The following is a 24,979-nucleotide window of genomic DNA, read 5'->3' on the forward strand; positions in this document are numbered from 1 at the left end:
TCGGGTTAAGCCGTTGCCCCAGTTGGGTCGGTGTGCAGGATATTATCTGCGGTCAGGCCGCTCAGATCGCTCAGGTCTTGGAACGTGGCCACGGTTTCAACGCTGGCATCTTCCGGCGCCTGGAAATCTACCTTGACCAGAACACTGTTTGTTCCGTCGGTTGCCATCACGTAAAGCTCATCGCCTGCCATGGCTCCGGCGAAACTCTCGACAGCAGCTTCGATTGTGCTGCGGTTGAGGTCGGTGAGTACTGTGTCAAGACCGACAAATCCGGTGTTTGTGCCCAACGTGTCGCCAGCGGAAAGCAATTCGAATCCGGTGCCATCACCGCGAAGCGTATTGGTGTCCAGCCCGTGGAACATCAGTGCGTCGGATATATCCGAAGCCGGGCCAATCGTGAAGCCAGTCACTGTGTCTGTACCATTGCTGGCCGGGTCTGCTTCGAAGACGACGATGTCTCGCCCTGCCGCAGAAACATCAATGGTATCGTCGCCATCACCGCCGCGAGTGATGGTGTCCGTATTCGCGGCGACGAGTGTGTCATCACTATTGGTGCCAAAGTGAACTGTCGATGGTCCGCCATCAGACGTTTTGATTGTCAGCTCAATAGGCTGGCTGACGTCCTGGATTGTCATCGTGAAGGTGACAAGCGGTTGAGAGAGATCTGTAAAGGTTGTCGCGGCGCCGGCTAAATTCACCGTGTCCCCGGCGCCCGGGCTGGCCAAAAACAAATCGAAGGCGTTGTTTTGCGAAACCGACGCGCTGTTGAATGTGGCAACTGAAGAGTCAAATTCGAGTTCTGCCGTCAAAGCCAAACCGCTGGAGATATCGCGTTCGGCTTCGGCGTAGATTGCGAACGTCACCGTAGATCCTGTGCGCCCGACTTCAGAGATCACGTAAGCGGCGGGTTCGTGCGCAACGGCTTGCTCGGAGACTGGCAGTGGATCTGGCCCACCCGCAACTGTCGCCTGCGCCGAAAAAACAAGGTCTTCACCTGCCTCTACAGCCGAAAAGTCAGACGCTGCGACAGACAATGTCCAGGATCCGTCTGCGGTCACCGTTGCTGATCCGACCGAAGTTCCGTTCAATGTGACATCCACCGACTGGCCGTTTGTCAGTCCGGCGGATGAACCGCTGAGGGTAATACCGGAGGTTTGAGCATCGTCCAGAGCAATCGAATTGTTGACCCCGATATCGTTCAACGTCAACAAGGGGCGAAAGTCTGTGGAGAGTGAGCTGTTCGCGGCTGCGGAGCTGTTTCCGGCAAGATCGTCAACAGTGGCGGAAATGGAATAGGTCGTTCCGTCAGAGAGCAGTCCAAGATCACTGGTGGGAATGGTAACTGCCCAAGACCCATTTGATGCAACGCCTGTATAGGTTTGCCCACCGAATGTAACCGAAACGGTCTGGCCATCTTCACCCGTGGTTGTGCCCGAGATTGCAAGATCCACGCCCCTCTCGGTCACGTCCAACACGGCACCCACAGGCAGACTGTTTATGGTTATTGAAGGTGCTGTGAAGTCAGTGGAAAAGCTTGTTGTGGTTTGATTGTTGTTTCCCGCTGCGTCCGAGATCGACGCATTGATATTGTAAGTCTCGTTGTCTTGCAGGGCAGACAAATCTGTCACGGTTGCCGTATAGGTCCAGATGCCCCCGGTTACCGTTGCCGTTCCGGTAACGTCCGTAGTGCCGTCAGTGCGCGTGATCTCGACGGTAACAACTGTTCCGTCCGGCGCATCGGAAGTTCCTGACACTGTCAGGTCGGTTCCTTGTTCAACGGCGTTCATGACAGCCCCGTCGGATACGGTTGAAATTCCAATCGTCGGTGGCGTGAAATCGGTGGTAAAGCTGTTGTTGGCTTGTGGAGCTGGATTCCCGGCAGCGTCCGAGACATCCGCTGTTACAGTGATGGACGCCGCGTCAGAAAGACCTGTCAGATCCGAAGCAGGTACAGTCGCGCTCCAGCTGCCTCCAGAAACCGTTGCAGTATAGGACTGCCCGTTCAAGCTGACAGTTACGATTTGACCGTCTTCTGCTGTCGTGCTTCCCGAGATGGAAAGATCTGTAGTCCGCTCGGATGCGTTCATGACAGCTCCGTCCGAGAAACTGTCGATGCTGAGTGTCGGCGCGGTCACATCCTTGGAAAGTGTCACTTCAGCCTGCGGTGCCGTCACGCCGCTGGCGTCGTCGACATCCGCTGTAACAGAGAAGTTGCCCCCATCCGGCAGAGACGCCAGATCCCCAGTTGGCACAGTCACGTTCCAGGCCCCGCCGGATACTGTTTCGGAATATGTTTGACCATCGAGGGTTACGGTAACTTGCTGACCATCCTCAACATTTGACGTCAGCCCGCTGATGGTCAAGTCGGATCCGGCTTCGGTTGCGTTCAGTACGGAACCAACAGGAAGCGGTGATATCGAAATGGAAGGGCCGGTCAGGTCCACGGGAACCGATACAAGAAGCGGCACTGCCGGATTGCCCGACACATCTTCGACGGCAACCAGAATCGATGCGGGCACTCCGGTGGAAAGACTGCCCAGATCGGAATTGGGGATCGTTACACTCCAGCTTCCGCCAGAAGCGGTGCCTGTATGCACTTGTCCGTTGAACGTAACGATGATGGTCTGACCGTCCTCTGCCGTGGTGGAACCGGTCAAGGCCAGGTCGCCGGCTACGTCGATCAGTTCTATCGAGCCGCCAGCCACGGGATCCAGAGAAACAGTTGGTGCAGTAAAATCAGTATCAAAGCTTCCGCTAGCCTGTGGTGCGGAGTTTCCCGTCGCGTCGGCAACATCAGCGGTAACGGCAATCGTCGAGCCGTCAGGTAGTTCCGAGAGGTCTGCCGCCGGGACAGTAACGCTCCATTGTCCGTTGGATACTGTGCCCGAATAGTCTTGCCCATTCATTGAGACGGTAACGGTCTGCCCGTCTTCCGCATCGGTCGTTCCGGTGACTGTCAGATCTGTTGCCTGTTCGATCGAATTCAAAACAACGCCATCGGAAAACCCGGTGATCGACAGGGTTGGTGGAATTGTATCAATATCGAACTGAACGGATTCGCTTGACAGTTCCGTGCCTGAATCGTCCAGATGTCTGACTGTCACCGTAGAGACGCCTTGCGGCAGCGCATTTGCTTCGGCAGCAGTGAGAGAAACGCTCCAACTGCCGTCATCGTTGGGCGTTACGCTTTTAACAAGCGAACCTATCGTGACCTCAACCGTCGATGCTCCTTCAGGAGCGGTGGCATTGGTAATGGCGCTGTTCAATGCCGTTGCCTGAAGTTCGGCCAGGTTCAGGCTGGTGTAGCTCGGTTCTGGTTGGGGTTGGGGTTCAGGCTCTGACGCGACGGGTTTAGAGGAATCGCCGCCACCGCCACCTCCGCCTGCGGCGGCAGCCGCACCGGCCAGACCAAGGCCACCCAGTGCAGCCCCTGCACCGCTGATTCCACCAGCTGTCGCTCCGGCTTCAGCTGCGCTGAACTGGGCGATTTCGGCAACCGCCTCTTCTGCGATCATGATTGCGCCGCTGTCCAAAACCTGTACGTTTTCCGCCGCCACGATCATCGTCCGACCGTCAGCCATTTTCAGAAGAACATCGCTGTTTTTCAGCAGTTTGGCGGATCGCACACCCGGAATTGTTTCTGCGAACTGGAAGGCGTACAGCTCCTCGACGGTTGCTTGCGACAACGCGGGCAAAGCCATCAATGTGGACATAAGGCCGCCAGCCGCGCCTCGACCCGCCCAACGACCAAGCTTTCCATTGATCCATTGTTGAACTTGAGATTTGCGATCTCCGTCCGTTGAGTCAGCCGCCGGACGATTGTTGGCCTCAGGTGCTATGGTCATCTTGCCCTCGCATGTGGTGTCCGCGATCATCGCAACAGGAAAGGATGTGCTGTTTGGCGTTTTGCTCATCTGTCTTTCCCATTTGTTGCCGTTGCGATCGGACCTGAAAAAATTGAGTTAAACTGAAACCGAACTTCTCGTTTTCACCACAATTCTGCTTTGGTTTCGGTCTGCTCATCTGGTCATCTTGCCGTAACTGCCAGGGGTGGCGTGTGAGGTGATGGCTGTGATGCTTCAGTTCGAAAGTGTAGTGGCAACGGGGAGCACGGCGCTCGATTCAGGTATCGGCGATACGGCTTTAAAAACGCTTAACGGGAATACGTATCTCTACACGGTGACCGGTCCGGGTGGCGGCGTCGCAGTCTGGCGGTTGGCCGAAGGTGCCCTGCCGCAGCTGGTTGACACAGAATATTACAGCGGTTCGATCACCTTCCAGGTGGGGCGCAGTGCCACGCCGATAACGCTGGCGGGAACCGAGCAGATTGCGCTCGATATCAACACTGCCGCGGGCCTGGTCGGGTATAACGTGAACGCGGACGGAACGATCGGTAGCCTGAAAGAAACAGGAACGCTCAACGGAGGCGGAGATATCTCGGCCATCGTACAGTTTTCACTTGGGTCTTCGGATGTCCTTGCGATGGCGCATGAGGATACCGACAATATCGGAACCTATCATGTGAACGCGAACGGGACGCTCAGTCTTGCGGGTTTGATTGCCGGCACAGCGGATGCCATGCAGACATTGCGGTCGGGTTCGGAACATTTTCTGATCTCAAGTGACGCGGCAACAAACTCTGTCGCGACGTACCGCATCGACTCCGGCACCGGCACGCTAACCGAGATCAACAATGATTCGGTACTCGGAACCCTTGGTGTTTCAACCCCAACGGATGTCGAGACCGTAGAGGCATACGGTAAATCCTGGGTTGTGGTGGCGGGGTCCGGCAGCAACTCTCTCAGTGTTCTTCAATTGAACAGCGATGGAAGTTTGAAGGCGACGGACCATGTGCTTGATACGCTTCATACGCGGTTTGAATCGGTTCAGGATCTGGCGGTCATAGACGTGAACGGGCGGGTCTTTGTGGTTGCAGGCGGCAGCGATGATGGCCTGTCTCTGTTCACTCTGACACTCGAAGGTCAACTGGTTCATCTGGACAGTTTCGCGGACACGGTGGCGAGTGGGTTGCAGAATGTCGAATCGATCAGCGTTGCGCATGTGGGTGATGAGTTGCAAATTTTCGTAACATCGCAACAGGATGCCGGAGTGACTGTCCTGACTGTTCCGGTTGATGATCTGGGTGCGGTAAGAAAAGGGTTCGGTACGGTGAACGGGAGTGCGTCGGACGATATCCTGAGCGGCAGTATTCTGGACACGACCCTACTGGGAGGCGCCGGAGACGACATTCTCATCGCGGGGAAGGGTGCGACGACGATGTCGGGTGGTGCAGGGGCCGACATCTTCGTGATGCAGTCCGGTAGTGGTCTGACCACAATAACCGATTTTCAGGCGGGCCTGGATCGACTGGATATGTTCGACTACCTTCTGTTGCGGTCGCCTCAGCAACTGACCTTTACCAGCACGGCAAACGGGGCTCAGATCGAATATCGTGGCGAGACCGTGCAGGTCCAATCCGCCTCGGGCGGCGCTTTGACAAGCACGGATATCTTTGGCGCAGGCTTCGCCGGACCGGATCACATCCCGGTAGATTTCGGGGACTTGGGCGGGCAGACACCGGGCAGCTCTGATGGATTGGTCGGGCAGATTACGGTGGACAGCGAGGCCGCAAATCCGGGGCTGACGGACGCGGAAATCCGGTTCACGCCAGACGGCGGGGGTACGGTATCCGCTACCGCAGGTGATCAGGGGCGGTTTGACCTGGAATTGCCGGATGGCACCTTTCCCGGAGTGCTTGACATCACCAAACACTATTCCACGGCAAGCGGGAAGATTGACGCGCTGGACGCTTTGCAAGTGTTGCGTATCTCGGTTGGTCTTGATCCGACATGGGGTCCAGCGACCGCGGAAAACCTGATAGCCGCAGACGTCAACAGGGATGGCACCGTGAACGCCCTGGATGCTCTTGCAATTTTGCAAGCCGCCGTCGGACAGCCCACGGCCCATGACCCTGAATGGGTATTTCTGGATGAAAACGCGGACCTTTCCGGAATAACCAAGGATGATGTAGCCTATCAAACGGGTATCGATGCTGTGGCCTTGGATGGGGTTATCACCGCGGACATGACGTCTATCTTATTGGGTAATCTCGAAGCGACCTGAACGTCGAGTGACGTCTCGGGTGAAGCAAGGTTTGTAACTCTATAAACAGGATGGCACTGGCTGGCTTTTACGGCCAAATTGACACGTCCCAGGCTCAGCGCTCGAATGCCATACCACATCGTGGTGCTTTTGGTTTCGGCCCAAGCGTTGTCGCGCCTGCGGCTTCCTTATCTGTTCCATCCCTGTGTTTTCATGTGGAGATGGCCCAGTATTTTCAATGGATTCTACCAGAATCGCAATTTGCCTGTGATAATCGCCTGACCTTTAGAACCGATAAGCCGCTCAAATTGCTGATCGGACAACATAGGTCTTGGCGTCGGTGGAGCAAATGTGACATAGCAGGCCGAGACTTCAACACAGAGATGAAAACTAGTAACAATGGAAATATTGGCGCTTTCCATTCCGGAAGTGAAACTGATTACCCCGAAGCGTTTTGGCGATCATCGCGGGTTCTTTGAGGAAACCTACAATGCCGACGGCTTTGCGGCACAAGGGATTCATACGCAATTCGTTCAGGACAATCATTCCCTTTCGAGCACGGTGAACACGGTACGCGGACTGCATTTTCAAGCTCCGCCAAAGGCGCAGGCTAAACTGGTGCGCTGCGGTCGTGGGCGGCTGTTTGATGTCGCGGTCGATATCCGCAAAGGCTCGCCCACCTATGGTCACTGGGTCGGTGAAGAACTGAGTTTCGAGAATGGGCGGATGCTGTTGGTTCCGGTGGGATTCGCGCATGGGTTTGTGACGTTGGAGCCGGAGACCGAGATCGTCTACAAGTGTTCTGATACCTACGCGCCGGAAACTGAAGGTGCGGTTTGTTGGGACGATCCCGATATCGGCATTAAATGGCCACAGAACAATTCAGAACCCCAGCTGTCCGAGAAAGATCGGATCGCACCACTTCTGCGCGAAATTGAATCACCTTTCGTATTCGAGGGCACACAATGAAAATTCTGGTTACGGGCGGGGCGGGCTTTATCGGCTCTGCCGTTATCCGTCGCGCGATTGCCGATGGGCATTCGGTCGTCAATGTCGATGCCCTGACCTACGCGGCCTGTCTGGACAATGTTGCCGCTGTCGCAGATGTGCCGGAATACGTTTTTGAACATGCGGATATCCGGGATGCGGCCGCGATGTCGGCAATTCTGAACACGCACCAGCCCGACGCGATCATGCATCTGGCCGCTGAAAGCCATGTTGACCGTTCGATCGATGGCCCGGCAGCGTTCATCGACACGAACCTGACCGGTACTTATGTATTGTTGGAAGCCGCACGCACCTATTGGGTGGGTGCAGGCCGACCCGAGCATTTCCGGTTTCATCATATTTCAACCGATGAAGTCTTTGGATCCTTGGGTGAAACTGGGTTTTTCACCGAAGACAGCCCATACCAGCCGAACTCACCTTATTCGGCCTCGAAAGCGGGATCGGATCATCTCGTGCGGGCGTGGCGTGAAACATACGGCCTGCCAGTGGTTCTTACCAATTGCTCCAATAATTACGGCCCTTACCAGTTCCCGGAAAAGCTGATCCCCGTGGTCATCCTCAGCGCGCTGGCAGGCAAACCGATCCCGATTTACGGGAAAGGTGACAATATTCGCGACTGGCTGCACGTCGACGACCATGCCGAAGCCCTGTTGCTGGTTCTCGAAAAGGGCGAACTGGGCCGCAGCTACAACATCGGTGGCGAGAATGAGATGACCAATCTTGATCTTGTCAGAATGCTATGCGCAATTCTGGATCGCCTCAAGCCGGGTGAAACTCCCTATGCGGATTTGATCACGTTCGTCGCTGATCGCCCCGGTCACGATCAGCGCTATGCCATTGACCCGACCCGGATTCGCACGGAACTGAACTGGCGCCCTTCCTATACGCCTGAAACTGGTCTGGAACAGACAGTCCAGTGGTATCTGGACAACAGCGCGTGGTTAAACGCCCTGCAGGCCCGCAGCGGTGTGGGTGAGCGACTGGGTGTTGCCAAATGAAGGCGCTGGTATTCGGCCGCGGGGGGCAGGTGGCGACCGAGTTGCGACGTCGCGGGCAGGCACATGATGTCTTGGTTGAATCCCTGGATCGCGCCGCGGCGGATTTGTCGGATCCGACGCAATGTGCAGAAGCCATCCGGAACACGGATGCGGACGTGATCATCAATGCAGCAGCCTATACTTCCGTAGACCAGGCCGAAGAAGAAAGAGAGCTGGCGAAGCGGATCAACGGAGATTCACCCGGAGCAATGGCGCGTGCCGCCGCGGCCCGAGACCTGCCCTTTCTGCATATTTCCACAGACTACGTTTTTGACGGTTCTGGAACGACCCCCTGGAGCACCGATAATCCGACCGGGCCGTTGGGAGCCTATGGTCAAACCAAACTGGACGGCGAACGCCAGATTGCAGCGGCTGGTGGACAGCACGCCATTTTGCGCACAAGCTGGGTTTTTTCGGCCCACGGAAAAAACTTTGTAAAGACCATTATCCGACTGGCAGAGAACCGTGACAAGCTGACCATTGTCGCAGATCAGATCGGTGGGCCAACACCTGCTGCCGACATTGCCGACACCTTGCTTGAAATGGCCAAGGCCGGCCCCGAAGCCAAAGGCGGCGTGTTCCACTATTCCGGTGCACCCGATGCCAGCTGGGCGGATTTCGCCCGTGAAATTGTTTCTCAATCCGGCTTGTCGGTTCAGATCGAAGATATTCCAACCGAAGCGTACCCAACGCCTGCGCCCAGGCCGCTGAACTCACGTATGGACTGTTCGCGGCTTGAAAATGTGTTCGGAATTCACAGGCCCGACTGGAAAGCTGGACTGGCCGAGATATTGAGCGAGTTGAAGTCAGCGACCAGCTGAACCTTGAAAGGACAGATTATGCAGCGCAAAGGCATTATTCTTGCCGGTGGGTCCGGAACCCGGCTTTACCCGATTACCATGGCGATATCGAAGCAGTTGCTGCCGATCTACGACAAGCCGATGATCTTTTACCCTCTGAGTGTTTTGATGCTGTCGCAGATCCGCGAAATCGCGATCATCACCACCCCTCAGGATCAGGATCAGTTTCAGCGCCTGTTGGGGGATGGCAGTCAATACGGGTTGTCCTTGACCTGGATTGTGCAACCGTCTCCTGATGGTCTGGCGCAGGCTTATACACTGGCCGAGGATTTTCTGGATGGTGCCCCGTCTGCGTTGATTCTGGGTGATAACATTTTCTTCGGACATGGCCTTCCGGACCTGCTGCTCGAGGCGGATCAACTGGAGCGCGGCGGTACGGTTTTTGCGTATCGGGTCGCTGATCCCGAACGCTACGGCGTTGTGGATTTCGAAGGAAACAAAGCCCGCGCGATCGTCGAAAAACCAAAGGTACCTCCGTCGAACTACGCGGTGACGGGTCTTTATTTTCTGGATGGCGATGCTCCGGCCCGCGCTCTTGAGGTCAAACCGTCAGATCGCGGCGAGCTGGAAATCACGTCGCTGTTGGAGATGTATCTGGACGAAGGTTTGCTGGATGTGCAGACCATGGGGCGCGGTTTTGCCTGGCTGGATACCGGCACACACGGGTCTTTGCTGGATGCGGGAAACTTCGTGCGCACGATCACGGAACGTCAGGGTATGCAGACCGGCAGCCTGGATGAAATTGCCTGGGCGAATGGCTGGATCGACGACGAGGCTCTTGATACGCGCGCGCGCCTGTTCGCCAAGTCCACGTACGGCACCTATCTTAAGGGGCTTTTGAGCTAGGCCGGGAACTGTCTCATGGTTACGTGTTCAGGCTGGATTTTGCTTGGGCCGCAAACTGCTTCACGCTTTGTGATCAAGGTCTGAACGGGGCTGGTCGGGCATTCCGACCATGCCAAACGCCGCGCAAGAAGGCCCATTGTTTGGCGCGTTTTCTCGCTGAGAATAACACAACCGGTGACAGCATTTGCAGAAGCGCCGATGCCAGGGCTCGACCAAAAGCCATCGGGACTTCATGTTTGCGGGCGACATAAACTCTCGATTGCCCCATATACCAGCCTTTCAGGCCAGCGATGGCTGGGCTTCCTGGAGAAGACTTGCCTCTGGCATGGCGCATCTGAGCGTTGTGAATATAGTACAGTGGACCGCAGACAGCCTTGAGCCGCAGGCTCAGGTCATCGTCTTCATGATACAGAAAGATTTCGGGGTCAAACCCGCCAACCGCTTCGAATGCTTCGTGGCGGACCAGAAACGCGGCGCCGACGAGGACCGGCAATTCAAAGTCGGAATTGGCTGTTTTCCTGGGCAGGGTCTCATTTCGGGGAATGATCACACTGTAGCGCCTGAAACGAGGTGCCCCCTTCCGGTCGAGAATAGCAGGATTGAATGCTGACGCATCCGGATGATTGTCGGCCCCCTCTTGCAGAGCGTCTAACGCTCCGGGCAACAAATGAGAATCCGGGTTCAGAAACAAAAGCAGGTCCGAGGTTGCTTTGGCGGCACCAAGGTTGCAGGCGCGGCCAAATCCAATGTTTTCAGGGCTTTCGACCAGAGTTGCGTCGTGTGCCTTTGCCAATAACCGCACCGTTTCAATATCATCCGACCCATTGTCGACTAGAATCGTGGGCACGCCTTCGGGGATCGAACTCAGCATCTCTGGCAGGACCCCGGTGCTGTTGTAGCAAACGCTTATGATCGTAATCTGTGACAATCCTGCCTGCCGTATCTGTGGAATGGACCTGATTGTTACTTCCTCTCAAACACAGTTAGGGTCAACCCCGGTTCCAGTGTGACAGGTCTGGGCTGAAGAGTGCACTCTGTGGCCCTGTCCGCTCAGCGACAACAATCTGTGAAGTATTTGAAGCGGTTTGAACCGGTGAAGCCAGGACATAAAACCGATCAACGAGGGTGGCAGGTTGGCGAAAACACGTTGGGAAGTGCTGGGCTTTTTGCTCTGAGCAGTGCGATGAACGTCTTTGTGGTTTTCCGATTTCCGACAAATGAGGTGAGTGAGCAGATTGTTGCCTGTCGTCAGTTTGAAACCAAGAAGTAGCAGCACGCCTTGAAAGCGATATAGGAATCCCGGTGCAATCCATTTGCCAGAGTAATGCGCATGCGGTGCACCGTAAGTGTTGCAAATGGTTGCAGACGCAAGGGTGCGCGCTCTGTACCAAGCGCGCATCTGACAGACATCATACTGCCTAAACCGCAACCTTCCGCGATATCGGTAAGCTGCGGAAACTATGCAATTATTTCAAGCATGCCTCTGATGGAATGCGGCAGGAAACCACGAAATACGTCTCGACAGTCACGCGTATGCCGACTCTCCGAGGTGAACGGGTTTCGAACCACAATTCAGCCTAAAAGCGTTACTTTGAAAGTGGTTGCGGAGAATCTTCGTTGTCAATGGCCCCAGGCGAGGGGTCATTGCTGCCGGGGAAGTTTTGTGCAACAGTAATCGCCGAAACTGAGTATTATCTGGGTATAACATCTGAAGCCTCATGTATCGGTTTGGTATTGGGGATTGCAGAACCAGACCAAACTATATAGCAGCCGAATTGAAGCACGAAATAAGCATCACGGAAGAATTGCAGTGAGCGATAGACACACTTACGAATACGACATTGATATGAATAGTGATGTAGCACCTGCACGTGTGCTGCGCATGGTAAAGCCCGGGTCCAAGGTGCTTGAGATCGGGGCCGGGCCTGGTTCAATCACGCGCCATCTTTCCGGCACGTTGGAATGTGATGTTGTGGCGCTTGAGATCGACCCTTCGGCGATCGAGAAGCTAAAGCCGTTTGCCCGTTCGGTGTACCCGATGGATCTCAACGATGATTCATGGAGTGACATCGTTCGCGAAAAAGACGGGGTTTTCGATTACGTGATCGCAGCAGACGTTCTGGAACACGTTTACGACCCGTGGAGCGTTCTTTCAGGCATGAAATCGCTTTTGAACGACACGGGGTCGGTGATTCTTTCCCTGCCGCATGTTGGCCATGCAGCGATTGCTGGTTGTCTTGTCGATGAAGATTTCGAGTATCGTGACTGGGGTCTGTTGGATCGAACCCATGTCCGGTTTTTCGGCATCAAAAATGTTCAGCACCTGCTGTCTTCGGAGGGTATGAGCATTGAACAAGCCGAGTTTGTGGTTCGTTCGCCAGAGATGACGGAGTTTTGCCACCGGTGGAGTCGTTTGCCTCAGGATGTTCAGGCTGCATTGCAGCGCAATCGCTATTCTCATGTGTTCCAAGTCGTGAGCAGATCGGTCCCGAAAGAACGCGCGGTAAATGATATCTACCTGATGGGTTTACCCGTCGAACAACCCGATGAAGAAACCAGGCAGCATTGGACCAACATGATGGCTGGTTTGCCTCTGTCCGAGGACGTTGACCTGCAATCAACGATCGGTCCCGTAAACTCAGGCACAGGTTCGCGCGTTGATCCTGGCCCACTGGCCAAGAAGAAAAAAAAATCGCTCGCGCGGATGTTGGGGTTGAAGAAGTAATGTCCACGAGCATCGCCAATCGTGAATTTGGCAGTATCAGGACTATTGCCTTCTACCTACCTCAGTTCCATCCGATCCCGGAAAACGATGAGTGGTGGGGCAAGGGCTTCACCGAGTGGACAAATGTCGCAAAAGCCAAGCCACTTTTCACCGGGCACTATCAAACTCATCTTCCTACAGATCTGGGGTTTTATGACTTGCGGGTCCGTGAAACGCGGCTTGAGCAGATTGAAATGGCCAAAGCCAGCGGAATTGATGGATTCTGCTACCATTACTATTGGTTTTCCGGAAAGCGACTGCTCGAACGTCCCGTCGACGAAATGCTTGCGGATCCTGAAAGCGATATGCCGTTTTGTCTTTGCTGGGCGAATGAGAACTGGACGCGCCGCTGGGATGCGGCTGAACACGAGATCCTCATTGAGCAGAAGTACAAGCCCGAAGACGATCTGGAATTCATTAAGTCGATCGAGCCTTTTTTTCGTGACCCTCGTTACATAACAGTAGATGGCGCTCCGTTCCTGATTGTGTATCGTCCACAACATCTGAAGAACTCGCGCAAAACCGTTCAGGTCTGGCGAGACTATTGCGCGTCTGTTGGCATCCCCAAAATACATCTGGCCTGTGCACTTACGCACCGTAACTGGGACTACGCGTCATACGGGTTTGATTCCGGTGTGGAATTCCCGCCCCACAGCATCAACGTGCCCAACCTCTCGCCAGAGGTGGATTTGTTCGACGATTTCCAAGGCCATTGCGTCGACTTTTCCGCGATCGCAGAACAGTACCTGGGTCACAACTATGGACCGGAAAACAACGTTCATCGATCGGTTTTTCCGTCCTGGGACAACACTGCCCGGCGGAAAGAAAATGCCATGATTGTTTTGAACGGAACGCCGCAGAACTATGAATATTGGCTCTCGCAAGCCTTGCGCAAAACCGCTCAGGATTTCCCTGACCAGGAACGTTTCGTTTTCGTGAATGCATGGAATGAATGGGCGGAAGGATGTCATCTTGAACCGGATCGGGAGTATGGGCACGCGTTTTTACACGCGACTAAAGCCGCTCTACAGGGGTCAAAGCTGACCGACTGGACGCATGTGGGTGTGCCCGAGATCTCGCGCCGTGGCGAAGCCACCCAAGGTCACGCGCAACCCGTTCCATATGGTGCCAATAAATCATTGGCCAAACGGGCTTTCCGTCTTTTGCGCGATACGGTCAGCGGTCGGTTGCTGAAGCAATGGCTGTCCGCGGCCCGCACAAAATAGAAAACCACGCTGGATTGAGTTGCATGAAAGTTCCAAGTACTTGTCATGCAACTCTGTCTCGTGCTTTGCGTAGAAAAAAAGGTTTTCTTTGTCATAGTCGGCACGACGCACCTTAGTACGAGAAACTGCATGTCCGTCAAAGATACCCTGCTTTACTATTTGCTGACCGCGGCGTCGAAACTCAGCCCACCTTTGTCGCCACGTACGGCAAGGCGGTTCAGAAATTCAGCCAAGAAAAGAGACCCCAAACGGGGTTGGGACAAACCGGGGCAATCAAACAGGCAGGGAATTGAAGCCGTTGGTCAGGCCGAAGAGTTCAAACCTTTCGACCCGCCTGCGAAAGCTGATCCCGCAGTACGGGCGATCGCGCATTACCTGCCGCAATTTCACCCATTTAAAGAGAATGATGAATGGTGGGGTAAAGGCTTTACCGAATGGACCAATGTCGGAAAGGCCGTTCCGAATTACCAGGGCCATTACCAGCCTCACTGTCCGATTCATCTGGGCTACTACGACTTGCGGTTGCCAGAGATCATGGTCGAACAGGCGCGGATCGCGAAATCTTACGGGATAGGAGGCTTCTCCTATTACTACTATTGGTTCGGCGGAAAGACCCTGATGGAACACCCGCTCGAACAAATGTTGGGCAATCCGGAGGTTGACATGCCTTTTTGCCTGACATGGGCAAATGAAAACTGGACGCGCCGCTGGGACGGGCGGGCGCATGACGTTCTTATCGCGCAGAACCATACGATCGAGGATTCCCTGAACCTTCTCCGCCATATACGTAAATACTTTGATGATCCGCGCTATATTCGGATAGATGGGAAGCCTGTTTTTATCGTTTACCGTGCGAACATCATACCGAATATCGAAGAAACAACCGCAGCATGGCGAAAAGAGGCGCAGAGCTGGGGCGAGTCGGACCTGTATCTCATCGCTGCCCAGACTTTCGATATTGGCGATCCCGAGAAATTGGGTTTCGACGCTGCTATGGAGTTCCCTCCGCATCAGGTAAAGCGCACCGACATCACGGATGAGATGGGGATCTACAATCCAGGGTTCACGGGAGCCGTTCTGGATTATCAAGCCGTGGTCGAGGCAGAGCTTCAAAAGCCGGAACCTGAATACAAGTTGTTTCGGTCCTCCACGCTTTCCTGGGACAATACCGCGCGCAATCAGGATGCTCCTCGGATTATGGGCCGGTTTTCAATCGATGCCTACAGGCGCTGGACGGAACATTTGTGTCGTCAGGTTCTCGCGCAGGAAAAATACAGTGCTGACGAAAAAATCGTTTTCATAAACGCATGGAACGAGTGGGCAGAGGGGACTCATCTGGAGCCTGACCGAAAATATGGCTTTGCCTATCTTCAGGCGACGTATGACGCGTTACCCAAGAAGTCTGAAAGTCAGATAAATACGTGATGTTTCCGACCTTGAGATTTCGAGGACCTGACGGTTGGCGCCTCTGATATCCTGATGTCACATGTTGCCCGGGGTTCCGTATCAATTCTGATCGACCCTATGATGCTGTTCCGTATCGTTCGCTCTGACGGTGCGACCTGCGATTTGGTCGAACATCCATTGTACGGCTTCGTCGCCGTCAGAACGGATATGCCGATACAGGCGAAGTTCGATCGGAGGCACTTCAACCGGCAACCTCAACATGCGCAGCCCCATTTCACGCGCGCTGCGTTCGGTCAGCGTAGCAACCATATCTGTCTTGTGCAGAATGTCCCGGATGTTCAGATAGCTTTGCATCTGAAGCCCGAGTTTGCGCCGCGCACCCAGTTTGCGCAGGACGATGTCGACCGGACTTGCCCCCTGAGGTCGTGAGGAAACATGCAGATGTGTCAGCTGAAGATAACGCTCCAGCGTCAATGGGCCCGAACCCAGCGGGTGGTCGGGTCGCATGGCACAGACGTAACGGTCCTTCATGATGGTCCGGCTGATCAGATCCGAACTGTCCGGCATCGGAATGTCCGACGCGATGTCGATCGTGCCCTGCTGCAACGCCTTGCGCGTATCCCGGCGGGGAATGCGCACGAGGCTGAGTTCGACCTGCGGTGCCGTGCCTTGAAATCCGGACAAAAGCCCGGGCAGGATGATGAGGCTGTGAAGGTCGACCAAACTGACCCGGAACAGGCGTCTGCTGGTGAACGGGTCGAATCGTTCAACCTGCGCCGATGCGGCTTGCAACTGGCGGAGAGCGGCTGAGATCCTGTCCGAAATACTCTCTGCCAGGGCTGTGGGTTGCATCCCCGTGCCGGTTTTCACGAAAAGCGGGTCGTTCAGTGTCCTGCGCAACCGGGTCAGGGCGTTGCTGACGGCCGGTTGTGTGATCGACAGGCGTTCGGCAACGCGGGTCAGATTCCGCTCGGTATAGATGGCGTCAAAAACAACAAAAAGATTCAGGTCGATCCTATTGAGCTTGGTCGTCATGTCATTCACCAGATTTATGCTGACGATCATGCAAGTAAATTTCACAAATGTCATTGGTGGCGGTAAGCTGTATGACATCCCGGCGGAAAACGGAGATTTGTGCATGACATCATCCGGCCTCGAACTCGATATCGAGCGGCTTTCGACATATTTGGGGCGCCACATCGAAGGTTTCGCCGGTCCTTTGTCCTATCAGAAGTTTTCAGGCGGGCAGTCGAACCCAACCTATCTGCTGAAGGCCGGTGGCTCGAAATACGTGCTGCGCCGCAAGCCGCCCGGTGACCTGCTGCCTTCGGCCCATGCAGTGGATCGGGAATATCGTGTTCTCAAGGCACTTCATGGCACTGCGGTTCCGGTTGCCAAACCTTACGTGCTGTGTGAGGACACGGATGTCATCGGTTCCATGTTCTATGTCATGAGCTTCCAGGAGGGGCGGATCTTCTGGAACCCGGCGCTCCCTGAATTGGACGTGGCGGACCATCGTCCGATTTTTGACGAAATGATCCGCGTTCTGGCTGCGCTGCATTCGGTTGACATAAGTGCCATCGGTCTGTCTGATTTCGGGAAGCCGGGAAATTATTTCGAACGCCAGTATAGCCGCTGGACCAAACAGTATCGCGCTGCGGAAACCAACAACCTTCCCGAGATGGAGCGGCTTATGAGCTGGCTGGCCCGTAATCTGCCTGATGGTGACGGTTCGGTCAGTCTGATCCACGGCGATTTTCGCATAGACAATTTTATCTTCGCTTCGGATACCCCGCAGATCACTGCCGTTCTGGATTGGGAGCTGTCGACGCTGGGCCACCCGATGGCTGATCTAGGATATTTCTGTGTCTGTCTCCGGTTGCCGCCGACCGGTCTGATCCGGGGGTTGCAGGGGCTGGATCGGGCTGCTTTGAATATCCCTTCCGAAGCTGAGATGATCGACCGGTATTGTTCGCTGCGTGAACTGCCAGAAATTGAAAACTGGACCTTCTATCTGGCGTTTTCCTTCTTCCGGATGGCTGCGATTGCTCAGGGTGTTTATAGTCGTGCGCTGGCGGGAAATGCATCGAACGAGAACGCGATGGCGTTCAAGGACCTAGTGGCCCCTCTGGCGCAAATGGCGCTCGACGAAGTCGCCGCTGCAACTCACTGAAGAGGATCACTATGGATTTTGCTCCATCGCCACGCGCCGAAGAAATGCACGACCGGCTAAAAGCCTTTATGGAGGCGCACATCTATCCGCGCATTCGCGACCATAAAGAGGAAATAGAAGCCGGCAATTTCCCAGTTTCGTTCATGGAAGACCTCAAGTCGCTGGCCCGCGCCGAGGGGCTTTGGAACATGTTCCTGCCCTCCTTGCGGGATGATGAGCCCGGTACGCGGCTCAGAAACCTTGATTACGCGCCCCTGGCAGAAATGATGGGGCAGGTGAGCTGGTCGTCTGAAGTGTTCAACTGCAACGCGCCGGATACCGGAAACATGGAACTGCTGCATATGTTCGCCACGCCCGAGCAGCGCGAAGAGTGGTTGGTGCCGCTGATGAACGGCAAGATTCGCTCGGCCTTTGCCATGACCGAGCCGGATGTGGCGAGTTCGGACGCGACCAACATAACGACATCTATCCGGCGCGCGGGTGATGAATACGTCATCAATGGCCGCAAGTGGTTTATCACCAATGCTTGCCACCCCAACACCAGACTATTCATCGTCATGGGCAAAACCGACCCAAACGCCGATCGCCATAAACAGCAAAGCATGATCATCGTTCCAAAGAATACGCCCGGTTTGGAGATCGTGCGCAATCCGACGATCCTGAACATGCACGATCCCGAAGGTCATGCTGAACTGGTTTTCAAGGACGTGCGCGTCCCGGTCGGCAATCTGCTGGGCGAAGAGGGCAGCGGTTTTGCACTGGCTCAGGCCCGGCTTGGGCCGGGGCGTATTCATCATTGCATGCGCTCGATCGGGGCGGCGGAAATGGCACTGAACTTGATGGTGGAACGCGCCCAGGAACGTAAGACCTTTGGCAAGCAACTTTCGGAACAAGGCGTGATCCGCGAATGGATCGCGAAATCCCGGTTAGAGATCGAACAGGCCAGGCTGTTGACCCTGAAGGCGGCCTGGAAGATAGATCAGGTGGGCGCGAAAAAGGCGTTCCGCGAAATATCTCTGATCAAGGTGGTAGCGCCCCAGGTGCATGCAACGGTTACGGACCGTGCAATGCAGGTCTTTGGCGCAATGGGCATGACGCCTGACACGCCATTGGCCGACAGTTACACTTGGGCCCGGGCGTTGCGCTACGCCGATGGTCCTGATGAGGTTCATCTTCAGGCTATTGCCAAACAGGAGTTGAAGAATTCCAACTATGGGATGTCCGCGCTATGGCTGACGCCGCCTCCGCGGTAAGTCAGGGCAGGGATGGTATCATCCGAATATCCCGAAGATATGCAAGCCGAGTTGCCCGGATTGTCTGGGCATTTGGACACGGAGCGTGCTGCGCTATGTTCCGGCGGCAAGTAAGTCACTCGCCTTTTCTCCAATCATGATCGCGGGGGCGTTTGTGTTGCCGCTGACGATTTCGGGCATGATCGAACAATCCGCGACCCGCAGGTTTTCGATACCGTGAACCTTTAGCGCAGGATCTACGACTGCGGTTTCATTCGTACCCATCGCGCAGGTCCCCGTTGGGTGATAGATCGAAACGGAATTCGACCTGACCCAGTCCAGAGTGCCCTCGTAATCGTTGGCAGAGAGTTGAGATGTCGGGCGGAACTCTTCGGAAATCTTCGATGCCAGCGGATTATGCTGAGCGATTCTGCGGGCGATGTTCACGCCGTCGACGATGGTCTGGCAATCCGTTTCCGTCGACAGATAGTTCGGAATGATCTTTACATGCTGTGATGGGTCCGGGCCGTTCAGGTGCAGTTCACCTCTGCTTTCCGGCCGCAGCTGGCACACGGACATGGTAAAGGCGGAAAACGGATGTACGCCTTCGCCGGGGCTGTCGGCGGACCATGGTTGTACATGGAACTGAATGTCGGGCGTTTCCACGTCCGGGCGTGTTTTCATGAATCCAGTTGCAAGGCTGGCTGCCATGGTCATCGGACCTGCGCGGAACAACGCGTATTTTAGCGCAATGCGGGCCTGATTGATCAGGCTGCGCACCTCGTCATTCAATGTGGGCTCATTGCATTTGAAAACGAGACGGGCTTGCAAATGATCTTGCAGTCTTTTGCCGACACTGGGCAAGGCATGTACCGGATCGATCCCGTTTTTCTTCAGGTGGTCAGGGTCGCCGATACCCGACAACATCAGAATTTGAGGAGAGTTGATTGCACCACCGGACAGGATGATTTCGCGCCGTACCTTGAGGGTTATCTCATTGCCTGCGCGATCCCTATAGACAAGTCCGGTCGCCCGTTTCCCATCCAGCGTTATGCGTGTCACCAGTGCTTTCGTGATGATATTCAGGTTTTGCCTATTTCGAATTGGTTTCAAATAGGCCACGGCTGAACTGCACCTGCGGCCATTGCGGGTGGTCAGCTGAAAGTACCCTACGCCTTCCTGATCTGCGCCGTTGTAATCTGGATTGAAAGGGTATCCGGCGGCTTGTGCTGCCGCGACCCATGCGTCGCAGATCGGTCGCTGAATGCGCATGTTCGACACCGATAGCGGCCCGCCGACACCGTGATACGGGTCTTCGCCGCGCTCTTGATCTTCGCTGCGTTTAAACAGCGGCAGCACGTCGTCCCAACCCCAACCGACATTCCCCATCTGGCGCCAGCGGTCATAATCTTCCTTTTGGCCGCGCACATAGAGCAAACCGTTCAGTGAGGATGAGCCGCCCAGCACTTTCCCGCGCGGCCAGTCGATCGAGCGCCCGTTCAGACCGGGATCAGGCTCGGTCCTGTAACACCAGTCCACCGAAGGATTGTGCATGGTCTTGAAATAGCCAACCGGGATGTGAATCCAGGGGTTGGTGTCGCGGCCGCCGGCCTCCAACAGCGCGACGGTCGTGTTGGGGTCGGCGCTGAGCCGGTTGGCGATGACACAACCCGAAGACCCCGCGCCAACTACCGCATAATCCACTTCCATGACCGCCTCCTTCCAACGTCGTTGAAAAAAACTCTATGCAAGATGCAAGAATTATACTAGTCTTTTTTGATACAAAACGTCTCAATAATTGCGAACAGGGAGGTAAGCAATGGAGATTGGTCGAAAACTGAGTGGTATTTCGCGGCGGGATTTTTTCCGGGTGGCGGGTCGTTACGGCATGAGCTCGACGCTACTTGCGGCAGGAGGATTTGGTGGGGCGATGAGCCTGGCAAATCTGGCGCAAGCGGCAGAATCCACTTACGAAAAACGCTTTTCTAAAGAACCAAAGCACACGTTGAAATTCGGTGCTTCGGGCTTCAACACCCGCAACCTTCTGATTGAACGCGCCGGAGCCATCGAATTCGCGCGCGATCTGGAAGAGAGGACCGATGGTGAGATTCGGATCGAGTTCATCGGCGACAACCAGATCTGCGGACAACTCAGCTGCGTTGAGAAAACGCAGCAGGGAATCGTCGATATATACGCAGCCTCGACCCAAAACTCGGCCGGCGGTGCGCCTTATCTGAACGTTCTGGACTATGCCTACATGTTCCCGAGCCGTGCGGCGCAGTATCATTTCTTCTACAGCCCGGCCAGCCAGCGCATCCTGCGCGACCCGCTGGAAAAGCGGCACGGGTTGAAATTCCTGTTCACCCACTGCGAACTGCGCGGACTGCAAATGGGCTCGACCTTTGCCGACAAGCCGACCGTGACCAAGCTTGAAGAGTTGTTTGGCACCAAGAACCGCGTGACGGGCACGCAGCTGGGTCGGATCGCAATGCAACTGCTGAATCTGAACCCTGTGCCGGTAGCATGGGAAGAAACGCTGGATGCGCTCAAAACCGGTCTAATCGACGGGGCGGAAACCTGGGCTTCGGCGGTGGCGTATGCGAACATGGCACCTGTGGTCTCGCAATCCGTGAACCTGAAGTTCTTCTGCGGCACAGAACATACCTCGATGTCTGCCAAAGTATTCGACGGGCTGGGCGGCGAGTTGCAGGATGCTGTAATGGAGTCGTCCTACTTCACGCAAGCCCTGATCCAGGGCGCGAACGAGGCGGCGCTGCTGAACACCGTTGGGTTCTCGGACCCGCAACTGCCGCATACCATATTTGCGGAAAACGGCGTACGCCCAGCCTTCCTTCCGGATGACCAGATCAAGCTGGCCGAAGAAATGTGTGCCCCGAACTTTAACCCAGAACCGTGGGCGCAGTGGCGCGAACGGCTGAACAAGTGGGCCGGTGGCATCGATACCTACCAGGAGATCTACGACATCGCGCGCGAGATCCCTGCGGACACGCTGCCAGAAAACGTCGAGCCGCGCCGCTGGTGGAAGGGCGAGGCCTGATTGGACTGCCAGAACCGGCCCAAACGGGCCGGTTCAAACAATACCGACTGGGAGGACGGGCTTCATGTCACTTTGGGCAGACATTGGCGCAATTTTCAGCGCTTTTCTCAGCCAGGATTCATTTGAGATACAAATTGCTCTGGAATCCGACGCCGCTTGGATCGTTGGTGCGGTCGTTGCCGCGATCGGGGGTTTGCTGGTCATGCTGATCTATCGAAAAGTCCCGTTGATCGAGCGTCATCTGGAACGTTCGGTCATGGTGTACTCTTATCTTGCTATTGCGCTGATCATTTTCTGGGGCGTGATCGACCGGTTTGTTTTCAACGATCAGGAACCCTGGTCCACTACCATTCCTCCGCTTCTGTTTATGGTAATGGCTTGGTTCGGTGCTTCCTACAACGTGCGACTACGAACGCATCTGAGTTTCAGCGAATTCCGTACGGCCATGCCCCGTGGCGGGCAACTGGCCTGCCTGTTCCTGGACGCCGTGCTGTGGTTCATCTTTGCGGTGATTGTCATCGTGACCACCTCGCGGCTGGTGGCGCTTTCGGCCTCGAACTTTCAGATCGTTCTGGGCACGGACAATATCATGCAGTGGTGGTTCCTGCTGGCAGCACCATTGTCATTCTTTTTGATGGTCGGTCGCGTGTTTCAAAACCTCGCGGATGACTTGCACAACTGGAAAACAGGCGAGCCGCTGATCAAGCAGGCCGTGATCGGGGCAGACTGATGACAGACGGAACACTTGTTACACTAATCTCGCTGGGGGTCACCTTTCTCTTCATGCTGGGCGTGCCGGTGCTGCTGGTCATCGGCTACTGGGTCATCGGATGTTCCTTTGTCCTTGGTCTGACACTGGACAATATGGGGGCCGAACTGCTGAACGTCTTCAACAAGGGCTTCGCACTGTTGGCGATGCCGTTGTTCATCCTGACCGGAGACCTGATCAACAAATCCGGTATCGCGCGACGGCTCAGTGATTTTGCCTATGCCTGCCTAGGCTGGATACGTGGTGGACTGGCAATGGCATCGCTGGGTGCCTGCGGGCTTTTCGCGGCGATTTCCGGGTCGAACTCAGCCACAACGGCGACCATCGGGTCGATGCTTCACCCCGAGATGGTAAAAGGCGGCTATGACGAACGGTTCAGCGCAGCCACCGCTGCTGCGGGCGGCACGGTCGGTATCATCATCCCCCCTTCGATCATCTTCATCGTCTATGGCTTTCTGATGAACCTCCCGATTTCCGAATTGTTCGTCGCCGGTATTCTGCCGGGTGCGCTGATGGTCATCGGGATGCAGCTGGCGTGCTGGATCATCTGCCGCATGAACGGGTGGGGCTATCTTATCCCACTGCAATTGAATCGGGTGCTGAAGACCGCCTTTGGTGCCTGGCTCGGCTTTTTCGCCATCGGTCTTGTGCTCTGGGGCATTTATACTGGCAAGTTCTCTCCGACAGAGGCCGCGGGTGTGACCGTGGGCTTTTGTGTCATTGCGGGGCTGGTCAGCCACCCTATCAACCGGATCATGGGGGCCCGGAACGATATTCCGCCAACCGAAAAGAGTTTCGCCGAAATGTTTGTGGTCGAAGGGTTCACGATTCCTGAGATCCCCTCAATCGTTATCAGGTCTGCCCAGATTACGGGTATCCTGGCACCTTTGATCGCAATTTCGGTGGTGATGCAGCAAATCCTGTCGCTGCTTGGTGCTCAGGAAACAATCGGAAACTTCGTGACCTCCATGGGGGGGTACCATGCGGTTCTGTTCACATCGATGGTGATTGTCTTCTTCTCGGGCATGGTGCTGGAAAGCCTTCCGGTCACGATCATCCTGGCCCCGATCCTCGCGCCGATAGCGGCCTCGGTCGGAGTCGACCCGATTCACTTCTCGGTGATATTCCTTGTCGGGGCATCCATCGGATTTATTACGCCGCCATATGGGCTTAACCTATATGTAGCTTCGGGCGTGACGGGTGTGCCGTACTTCCGGTTGCTGCGCTACACGGTGCCTTACTTGGTGGCCCTGTTGTCAGTCTGGATATTGGTGTCGCTGGTCCCCGAACTGGCCTTGATCCTACTGCCAAATAACTAGAATGTGAAGGAATGGCCGAGACGGATACAAAAGACCGAGAACCTCAGATACCCACCAACCTGCGCCTGTTGCTGATCCTTGAAGAGGTGGCACGGCGCGGGGTGGCGGTCAAACCCTCGGACCTGATCGACGCATTGGGATTGGCCAAGCCCACAATCCATCGTTTGCTGCAAACGGCAGAGGCAGAGGGGTTTCTGCAACGTGATCTTGACGGACGGTCTTATGGTCCGGGCAGACGATTGCGGCTGTTGTCCGTGAATACCATGTCCGCCGAACATCTGCGGACCGCGCGTCTTGCCATCCTGCGCGGTGTGGCGGACGAAGTGGGCGAAACATGCAATCTGGCCATCCCGGATCGAGAAGGCATGATCTACCTCGACCGTGTGGAAACCAAATGGCCGTTACGGATCCAATTGCCAATCGGAACCCAGGTGCCGTTCCACTGCACGGCCAGTGGCAAGATGTACCTTTCCACCTTGCGCCCCAAAACTCTGAGCGGGTTCTTGTCGGCGGGAAAACTGAAACAGCAGACCACCCGTTCGTTGACAGAGCCGGAGTCTTTGTTGAGCGAAATCAAGATGACGGCCGAGCGGGGATTCTCCACCGACGACGAAGAATTCATGGCAGGTATGGTTGCAATCGCGGTGCCAGTACAGGACGCGCAGGGCAGGCTTGTCGCCACGCTTTCAGTTCATGCCCCAACGCAACGGCATGATGTTGGCAGTCTGATGTCATTTCTCGACACCTTGCGCAGGGGTTCAGAACACCTGTCGCGTCTGTTGGGCGAGTAACTGCGCAGTGGGAAAACCTGCAATCGAATAATGTCAGGATTGAGAAGTTGAACCTGCACGGTGAAGGCTATTCAGCAGCTTTTTTTCTGCAGAGATAAGCACCTCACGACATTGTCCACCCAAACCGGGTCGTATCTGTTGAGGGTAAAGGTAGGACGACACCACCCATGCTTTACCGGCCTGATCGATCTGTTCCGCAATGTCTCGGATGATTGTGAAGAGATCACCATTGGCGCCAAGGGTTTGACAACGTCGGCGAGTGAATTGGCTCAGCCTCCGCCGGCGAACTCGAACGATGGATTAAGTCCACACAATCTGAGAAAATCAATGACCGGGCTGACAGTCCCTCATGGCGGTGATTTCCTGGCCGCCGCAAGCCGATTGTCA

18 protein-coding genes are annotated in these 24,979 nt (G+C 55.4%); 14 read left to right on the top strand and 4 right to left on the bottom strand.

Features of this window, described 5'->3' with window-relative positions:
• Positions 1 to 5: 5 nt before the first annotated feature.
• Complete coding sequence (locus tag AC2FLP_RS11480; RefSeq protein WP_496683824.1) at positions 6 to 3,914, bottom strand: Ig-like domain-containing protein; 3,909 nt, start codon at positions 3,912 to 3,914, stop codon at positions 6 to 8.
• A 160-nt stretch (positions 3,915 to 4,074) separates the two neighbouring features.
• Here AC2FLP_RS11480 and AC2FLP_RS11485 point away from each other — a divergent pair, with 160 nt between their 5' ends.
• The 5 genes from AC2FLP_RS11485 (at position 4,075) to rfbA (ending at position 9,853) form a co-directional block, all read left to right on the top strand.
• Positions 4,075 to 6,123 (top strand): dockerin type I domain-containing protein, encoded by a 2,049-nt coding sequence (locus AC2FLP_RS11485; protein ID WP_496683827.1) that lies wholly within the window; start codon positions 4,075 to 4,077, stop codon positions 6,121 to 6,123.
• Positions 6,124 to 6,501: 378 nt separating this feature from the next.
• A complete protein-coding gene (rfbC, locus tag AC2FLP_RS11490) occupies positions 6,502 to 7,071 on the top strand; it encodes a dTDP-4-dehydrorhamnose 3,5-epimerase (protein ID WP_299901871.1) in 570 nt (189 codons plus the stop codon).
• On the top strand, positions 7,068 to 8,108 hold the full coding sequence (gene rfbB / locus AC2FLP_RS11495) for a dTDP-glucose 4,6-dehydratase (protein WP_496672864.1): 1,041 nt from the start codon (positions 7,068 to 7,070) through the stop codon (positions 8,106 to 8,108). Before rfbC ends, rfbB begins: the two co-directional genes overlap by 4 nt.
• Positions 8,105 to 8,968, top strand: a complete 864-nt coding sequence (gene rfbD / locus AC2FLP_RS11500) for a dTDP-4-dehydrorhamnose reductase (protein WP_496683831.1) — start codon at positions 8,105 to 8,107, stop codon at positions 8,966 to 8,968. The genes rfbB and rfbD overlap by 4 nt, the downstream gene beginning before the upstream one ends.
• An 18-nt stretch (positions 8,969 to 8,986) precedes the next feature.
• Positions 8,987 to 9,853 carry a glucose-1-phosphate thymidylyltransferase RfbA gene (rfbA, locus tag AC2FLP_RS11505; RefSeq protein ID WP_117873695.1) on the top strand — a complete coding sequence of 289 codons (867 nt, stop codon included), beginning with the start codon at positions 8,987 to 8,989 and terminating at the stop codon, positions 9,851 to 9,853.
• Between the two features lie 73 nt (positions 9,854 to 9,926).
• Here the strand turns inward: rfbA and AC2FLP_RS11510 are convergent, their stop codons facing one another.
• The gene (locus AC2FLP_RS11510; RefSeq protein WP_299901866.1) at positions 9,927 to 10,781 is read right to left on the bottom strand and encodes a glycosyltransferase family 2 protein; all 855 of its coding nucleotides are present in this window, start codon (positions 10,779 to 10,781) and stop codon (positions 9,927 to 9,929) included.
• An 882-nt stretch (positions 10,782 to 11,663) separates the two neighbouring features.
• Here AC2FLP_RS11510 and AC2FLP_RS11515 point away from each other — a divergent pair.
• From AC2FLP_RS11515 to AC2FLP_RS11525, 3 genes are all read left to right on the top strand, one after another.
• The gene (locus AC2FLP_RS11515; protein WP_299901865.1) at positions 11,664 to 12,578 is read left to right on the top strand and encodes a class I SAM-dependent methyltransferase; all 915 of its coding nucleotides are present in this window, start codon (positions 11,664 to 11,666) and stop codon (positions 12,576 to 12,578) included.
• Entirely contained in the window at positions 12,578 to 13,843 is a 1,266-nt protein-coding gene (locus AC2FLP_RS11520; protein ID WP_299901864.1) for a glycosyltransferase WbsX family protein, read from the top strand. The genes AC2FLP_RS11515 and AC2FLP_RS11520 overlap by 1 nt, the downstream gene beginning before the upstream one ends.
• Before the next feature lie 129 nt (positions 13,844 to 13,972).
• Positions 13,973 to 15,268 (top strand): glycosyltransferase WbsX family protein, encoded by a 1,296-nt coding sequence (locus AC2FLP_RS11525; RefSeq protein WP_496683837.1) that lies wholly within the window; start codon positions 13,973 to 13,975, stop codon positions 15,266 to 15,268.
• An 81-nt stretch (positions 15,269 to 15,349) separates the two neighbouring features.
• Here AC2FLP_RS11525 and AC2FLP_RS11530 read toward each other — a convergent pair whose 3' ends face one another.
• On the bottom strand, positions 15,350 to 16,285 hold the full coding sequence (locus tag AC2FLP_RS11530; RefSeq protein ID WP_496683840.1) for a LysR family transcriptional regulator: 936 nt from the start codon (positions 16,283 to 16,285) through the stop codon (positions 15,350 to 15,352).
• On the opposite strand from AC2FLP_RS11530, the gene AC2FLP_RS11535 reads away from it, so the two are divergent.
• Together AC2FLP_RS11535 and AC2FLP_RS11540 are read left to right on the top strand one after the other, a co-directional pair.
• Positions 16,284 to 17,423 (top strand): phosphotransferase family protein, encoded by a 1,140-nt coding sequence (locus AC2FLP_RS11535; RefSeq protein ID WP_299901858.1) that lies wholly within the window; start codon positions 16,284 to 16,286, stop codon positions 17,421 to 17,423. The two genes, AC2FLP_RS11530 and AC2FLP_RS11535, sit on opposite strands and share 2 nt — an antisense overlap.
• 11 nt (positions 17,424 to 17,434) lie before the next feature.
• On the top strand, positions 17,435 to 18,676 hold the full coding sequence (locus tag AC2FLP_RS11540; RefSeq protein WP_496683843.1) for an acyl-CoA dehydrogenase family protein: 1,242 nt from the start codon (positions 17,435 to 17,437) through the stop codon (positions 18,674 to 18,676).
• 93 nt (positions 18,677 to 18,769) lie between these two features.
• On the opposite strand, the gene AC2FLP_RS11545 is transcribed toward AC2FLP_RS11540, so the two are convergent.
• Entirely contained in the window at positions 18,770 to 20,365 is a 1,596-nt protein-coding gene (locus tag AC2FLP_RS11545) for a GMC family oxidoreductase (RefSeq protein WP_496683846.1), read from the bottom strand.
• Between the two features lie 109 nt (positions 20,366 to 20,474).
• Here AC2FLP_RS11545 and AC2FLP_RS11550 point away from each other — a divergent pair, with 109 nt between their 5' ends.
• The 4 genes from AC2FLP_RS11550 to AC2FLP_RS11565 all read left to right on the top strand — a co-directional run bounded on the left by AC2FLP_RS11550 (position 20,475) and on the right by AC2FLP_RS11565 (position 24,592).
• Positions 20,475 to 21,713 (top strand): TRAP transporter substrate-binding protein, encoded by a 1,239-nt coding sequence (locus AC2FLP_RS11550; RefSeq protein ID WP_117873674.1) that lies wholly within the window; start codon positions 20,475 to 20,477, stop codon positions 21,711 to 21,713.
• 64 nt (positions 21,714 to 21,777) lie between these two features.
• Positions 21,778 to 22,443, top strand: a complete 666-nt coding sequence (locus AC2FLP_RS11555; protein ID WP_117873672.1) for a TRAP transporter small permease — start codon at positions 21,778 to 21,780, stop codon at positions 22,441 to 22,443.
• On the top strand, positions 22,443 to 23,801 hold the full coding sequence (locus tag AC2FLP_RS11560) for a TRAP transporter large permease (protein WP_496672895.1): 1,359 nt from the start codon (positions 22,443 to 22,445) through the stop codon (positions 23,799 to 23,801). The genes AC2FLP_RS11555 and AC2FLP_RS11560 overlap by 1 nt, the downstream gene beginning before the upstream one ends.
• 11 nt (positions 23,802 to 23,812) lie before the next feature.
• The gene (locus AC2FLP_RS11565; RefSeq protein WP_496683851.1) at positions 23,813 to 24,592 is read left to right on the top strand and encodes an IclR family transcriptional regulator; all 780 of its coding nucleotides are present in this window, start codon (positions 23,813 to 23,815) and stop codon (positions 24,590 to 24,592) included.
• Positions 24,593 to 24,979: the final 387 nt, after the last annotated feature.

It is taken from the genome of Ruegeria sp. CDSA141 (assembly GCF_059612005.1).

Bases quoted from the DNA above. Each gene is read 5' to 3' on its own strand.
- AC2FLP_RS11555 (WP_117873672.1), top strand. From the start codon at position 21,778: ATGTCACTTTGGGCAGACATTGGCGCAATTTTCAGCGCTTTTCTCAGC.
- AC2FLP_RS11565 (WP_496683851.1), top strand. From the start codon at position 23,813: ATGGCCGAGACGGATACAAAAGACCGAGAACCTCAGATACCCACCAAC.
- AC2FLP_RS11525 (WP_496683837.1), top strand. From the start codon at position 13,973: ATGTCCGTCAAAGATACCCTGCTTTACTATTTGCTGACCGCGGCGTCG.
- AC2FLP_RS11480 (WP_496683824.1), bottom strand. From the start codon at position 3,914: ATGAGCAAAACGCCAAACAGCACATCCTTTCCTGTTGCGATGATCGCG.
- rfbC (WP_299901871.1), top strand. From the start codon at position 6,502: ATGGAAATATTGGCGCTTTCCATTCCGGAAGTGAAACTGATTACCCCG.
- AC2FLP_RS11545 (WP_496683846.1), bottom strand. From the start codon at position 20,365: ATGGAAGTGGATTATGCGGTAGTTGGCGCGGGGTCTTCGGGTTGTGTC.
- AC2FLP_RS11550 (WP_117873674.1), top strand. From the start codon at position 20,475: ATGGAGATTGGTCGAAAACTGAGTGGTATTTCGCGGCGGGATTTTTTC.
- AC2FLP_RS11560 (WP_496672895.1), top strand. From the start codon at position 22,443: ATGACAGACGGAACACTTGTTACACTAATCTCGCTGGGGGTCACCTTT.
- AC2FLP_RS11520 (WP_299901864.1), top strand. From the start codon at position 12,578: ATGTCCACGAGCATCGCCAATCGTGAATTTGGCAGTATCAGGACTATT.
- rfbB (WP_496672864.1), top strand. From the start codon at position 7,068: ATGAAAATTCTGGTTACGGGCGGGGCGGGCTTTATCGGCTCTGCCGTT.
- rfbD (WP_496683831.1), top strand. From the start codon at position 8,105: ATGAAGGCGCTGGTATTCGGCCGCGGGGGGCAGGTGGCGACCGAGTTG.
- AC2FLP_RS11530 (WP_496683840.1), bottom strand. From the start codon at position 16,285: ATGACGACCAAGCTCAATAGGATCGACCTGAATCTTTTTGTTGTTTTT.
- AC2FLP_RS11485 (WP_496683827.1), top strand. From the start codon at position 4,075: ATGCTTCAGTTCGAAAGTGTAGTGGCAACGGGGAGCACGGCGCTCGAT.
- rfbA (WP_117873695.1), top strand. From the start codon at position 8,987: ATGCAGCGCAAAGGCATTATTCTTGCCGGTGGGTCCGGAACCCGGCTT.
- AC2FLP_RS11535 (WP_299901858.1), top strand. From the start codon at position 16,284: ATGTCATTCACCAGATTTATGCTGACGATCATGCAAGTAAATTTCACA.
- AC2FLP_RS11540 (WP_496683843.1), top strand. From the start codon at position 17,435: ATGGATTTTGCTCCATCGCCACGCGCCGAAGAAATGCACGACCGGCTA.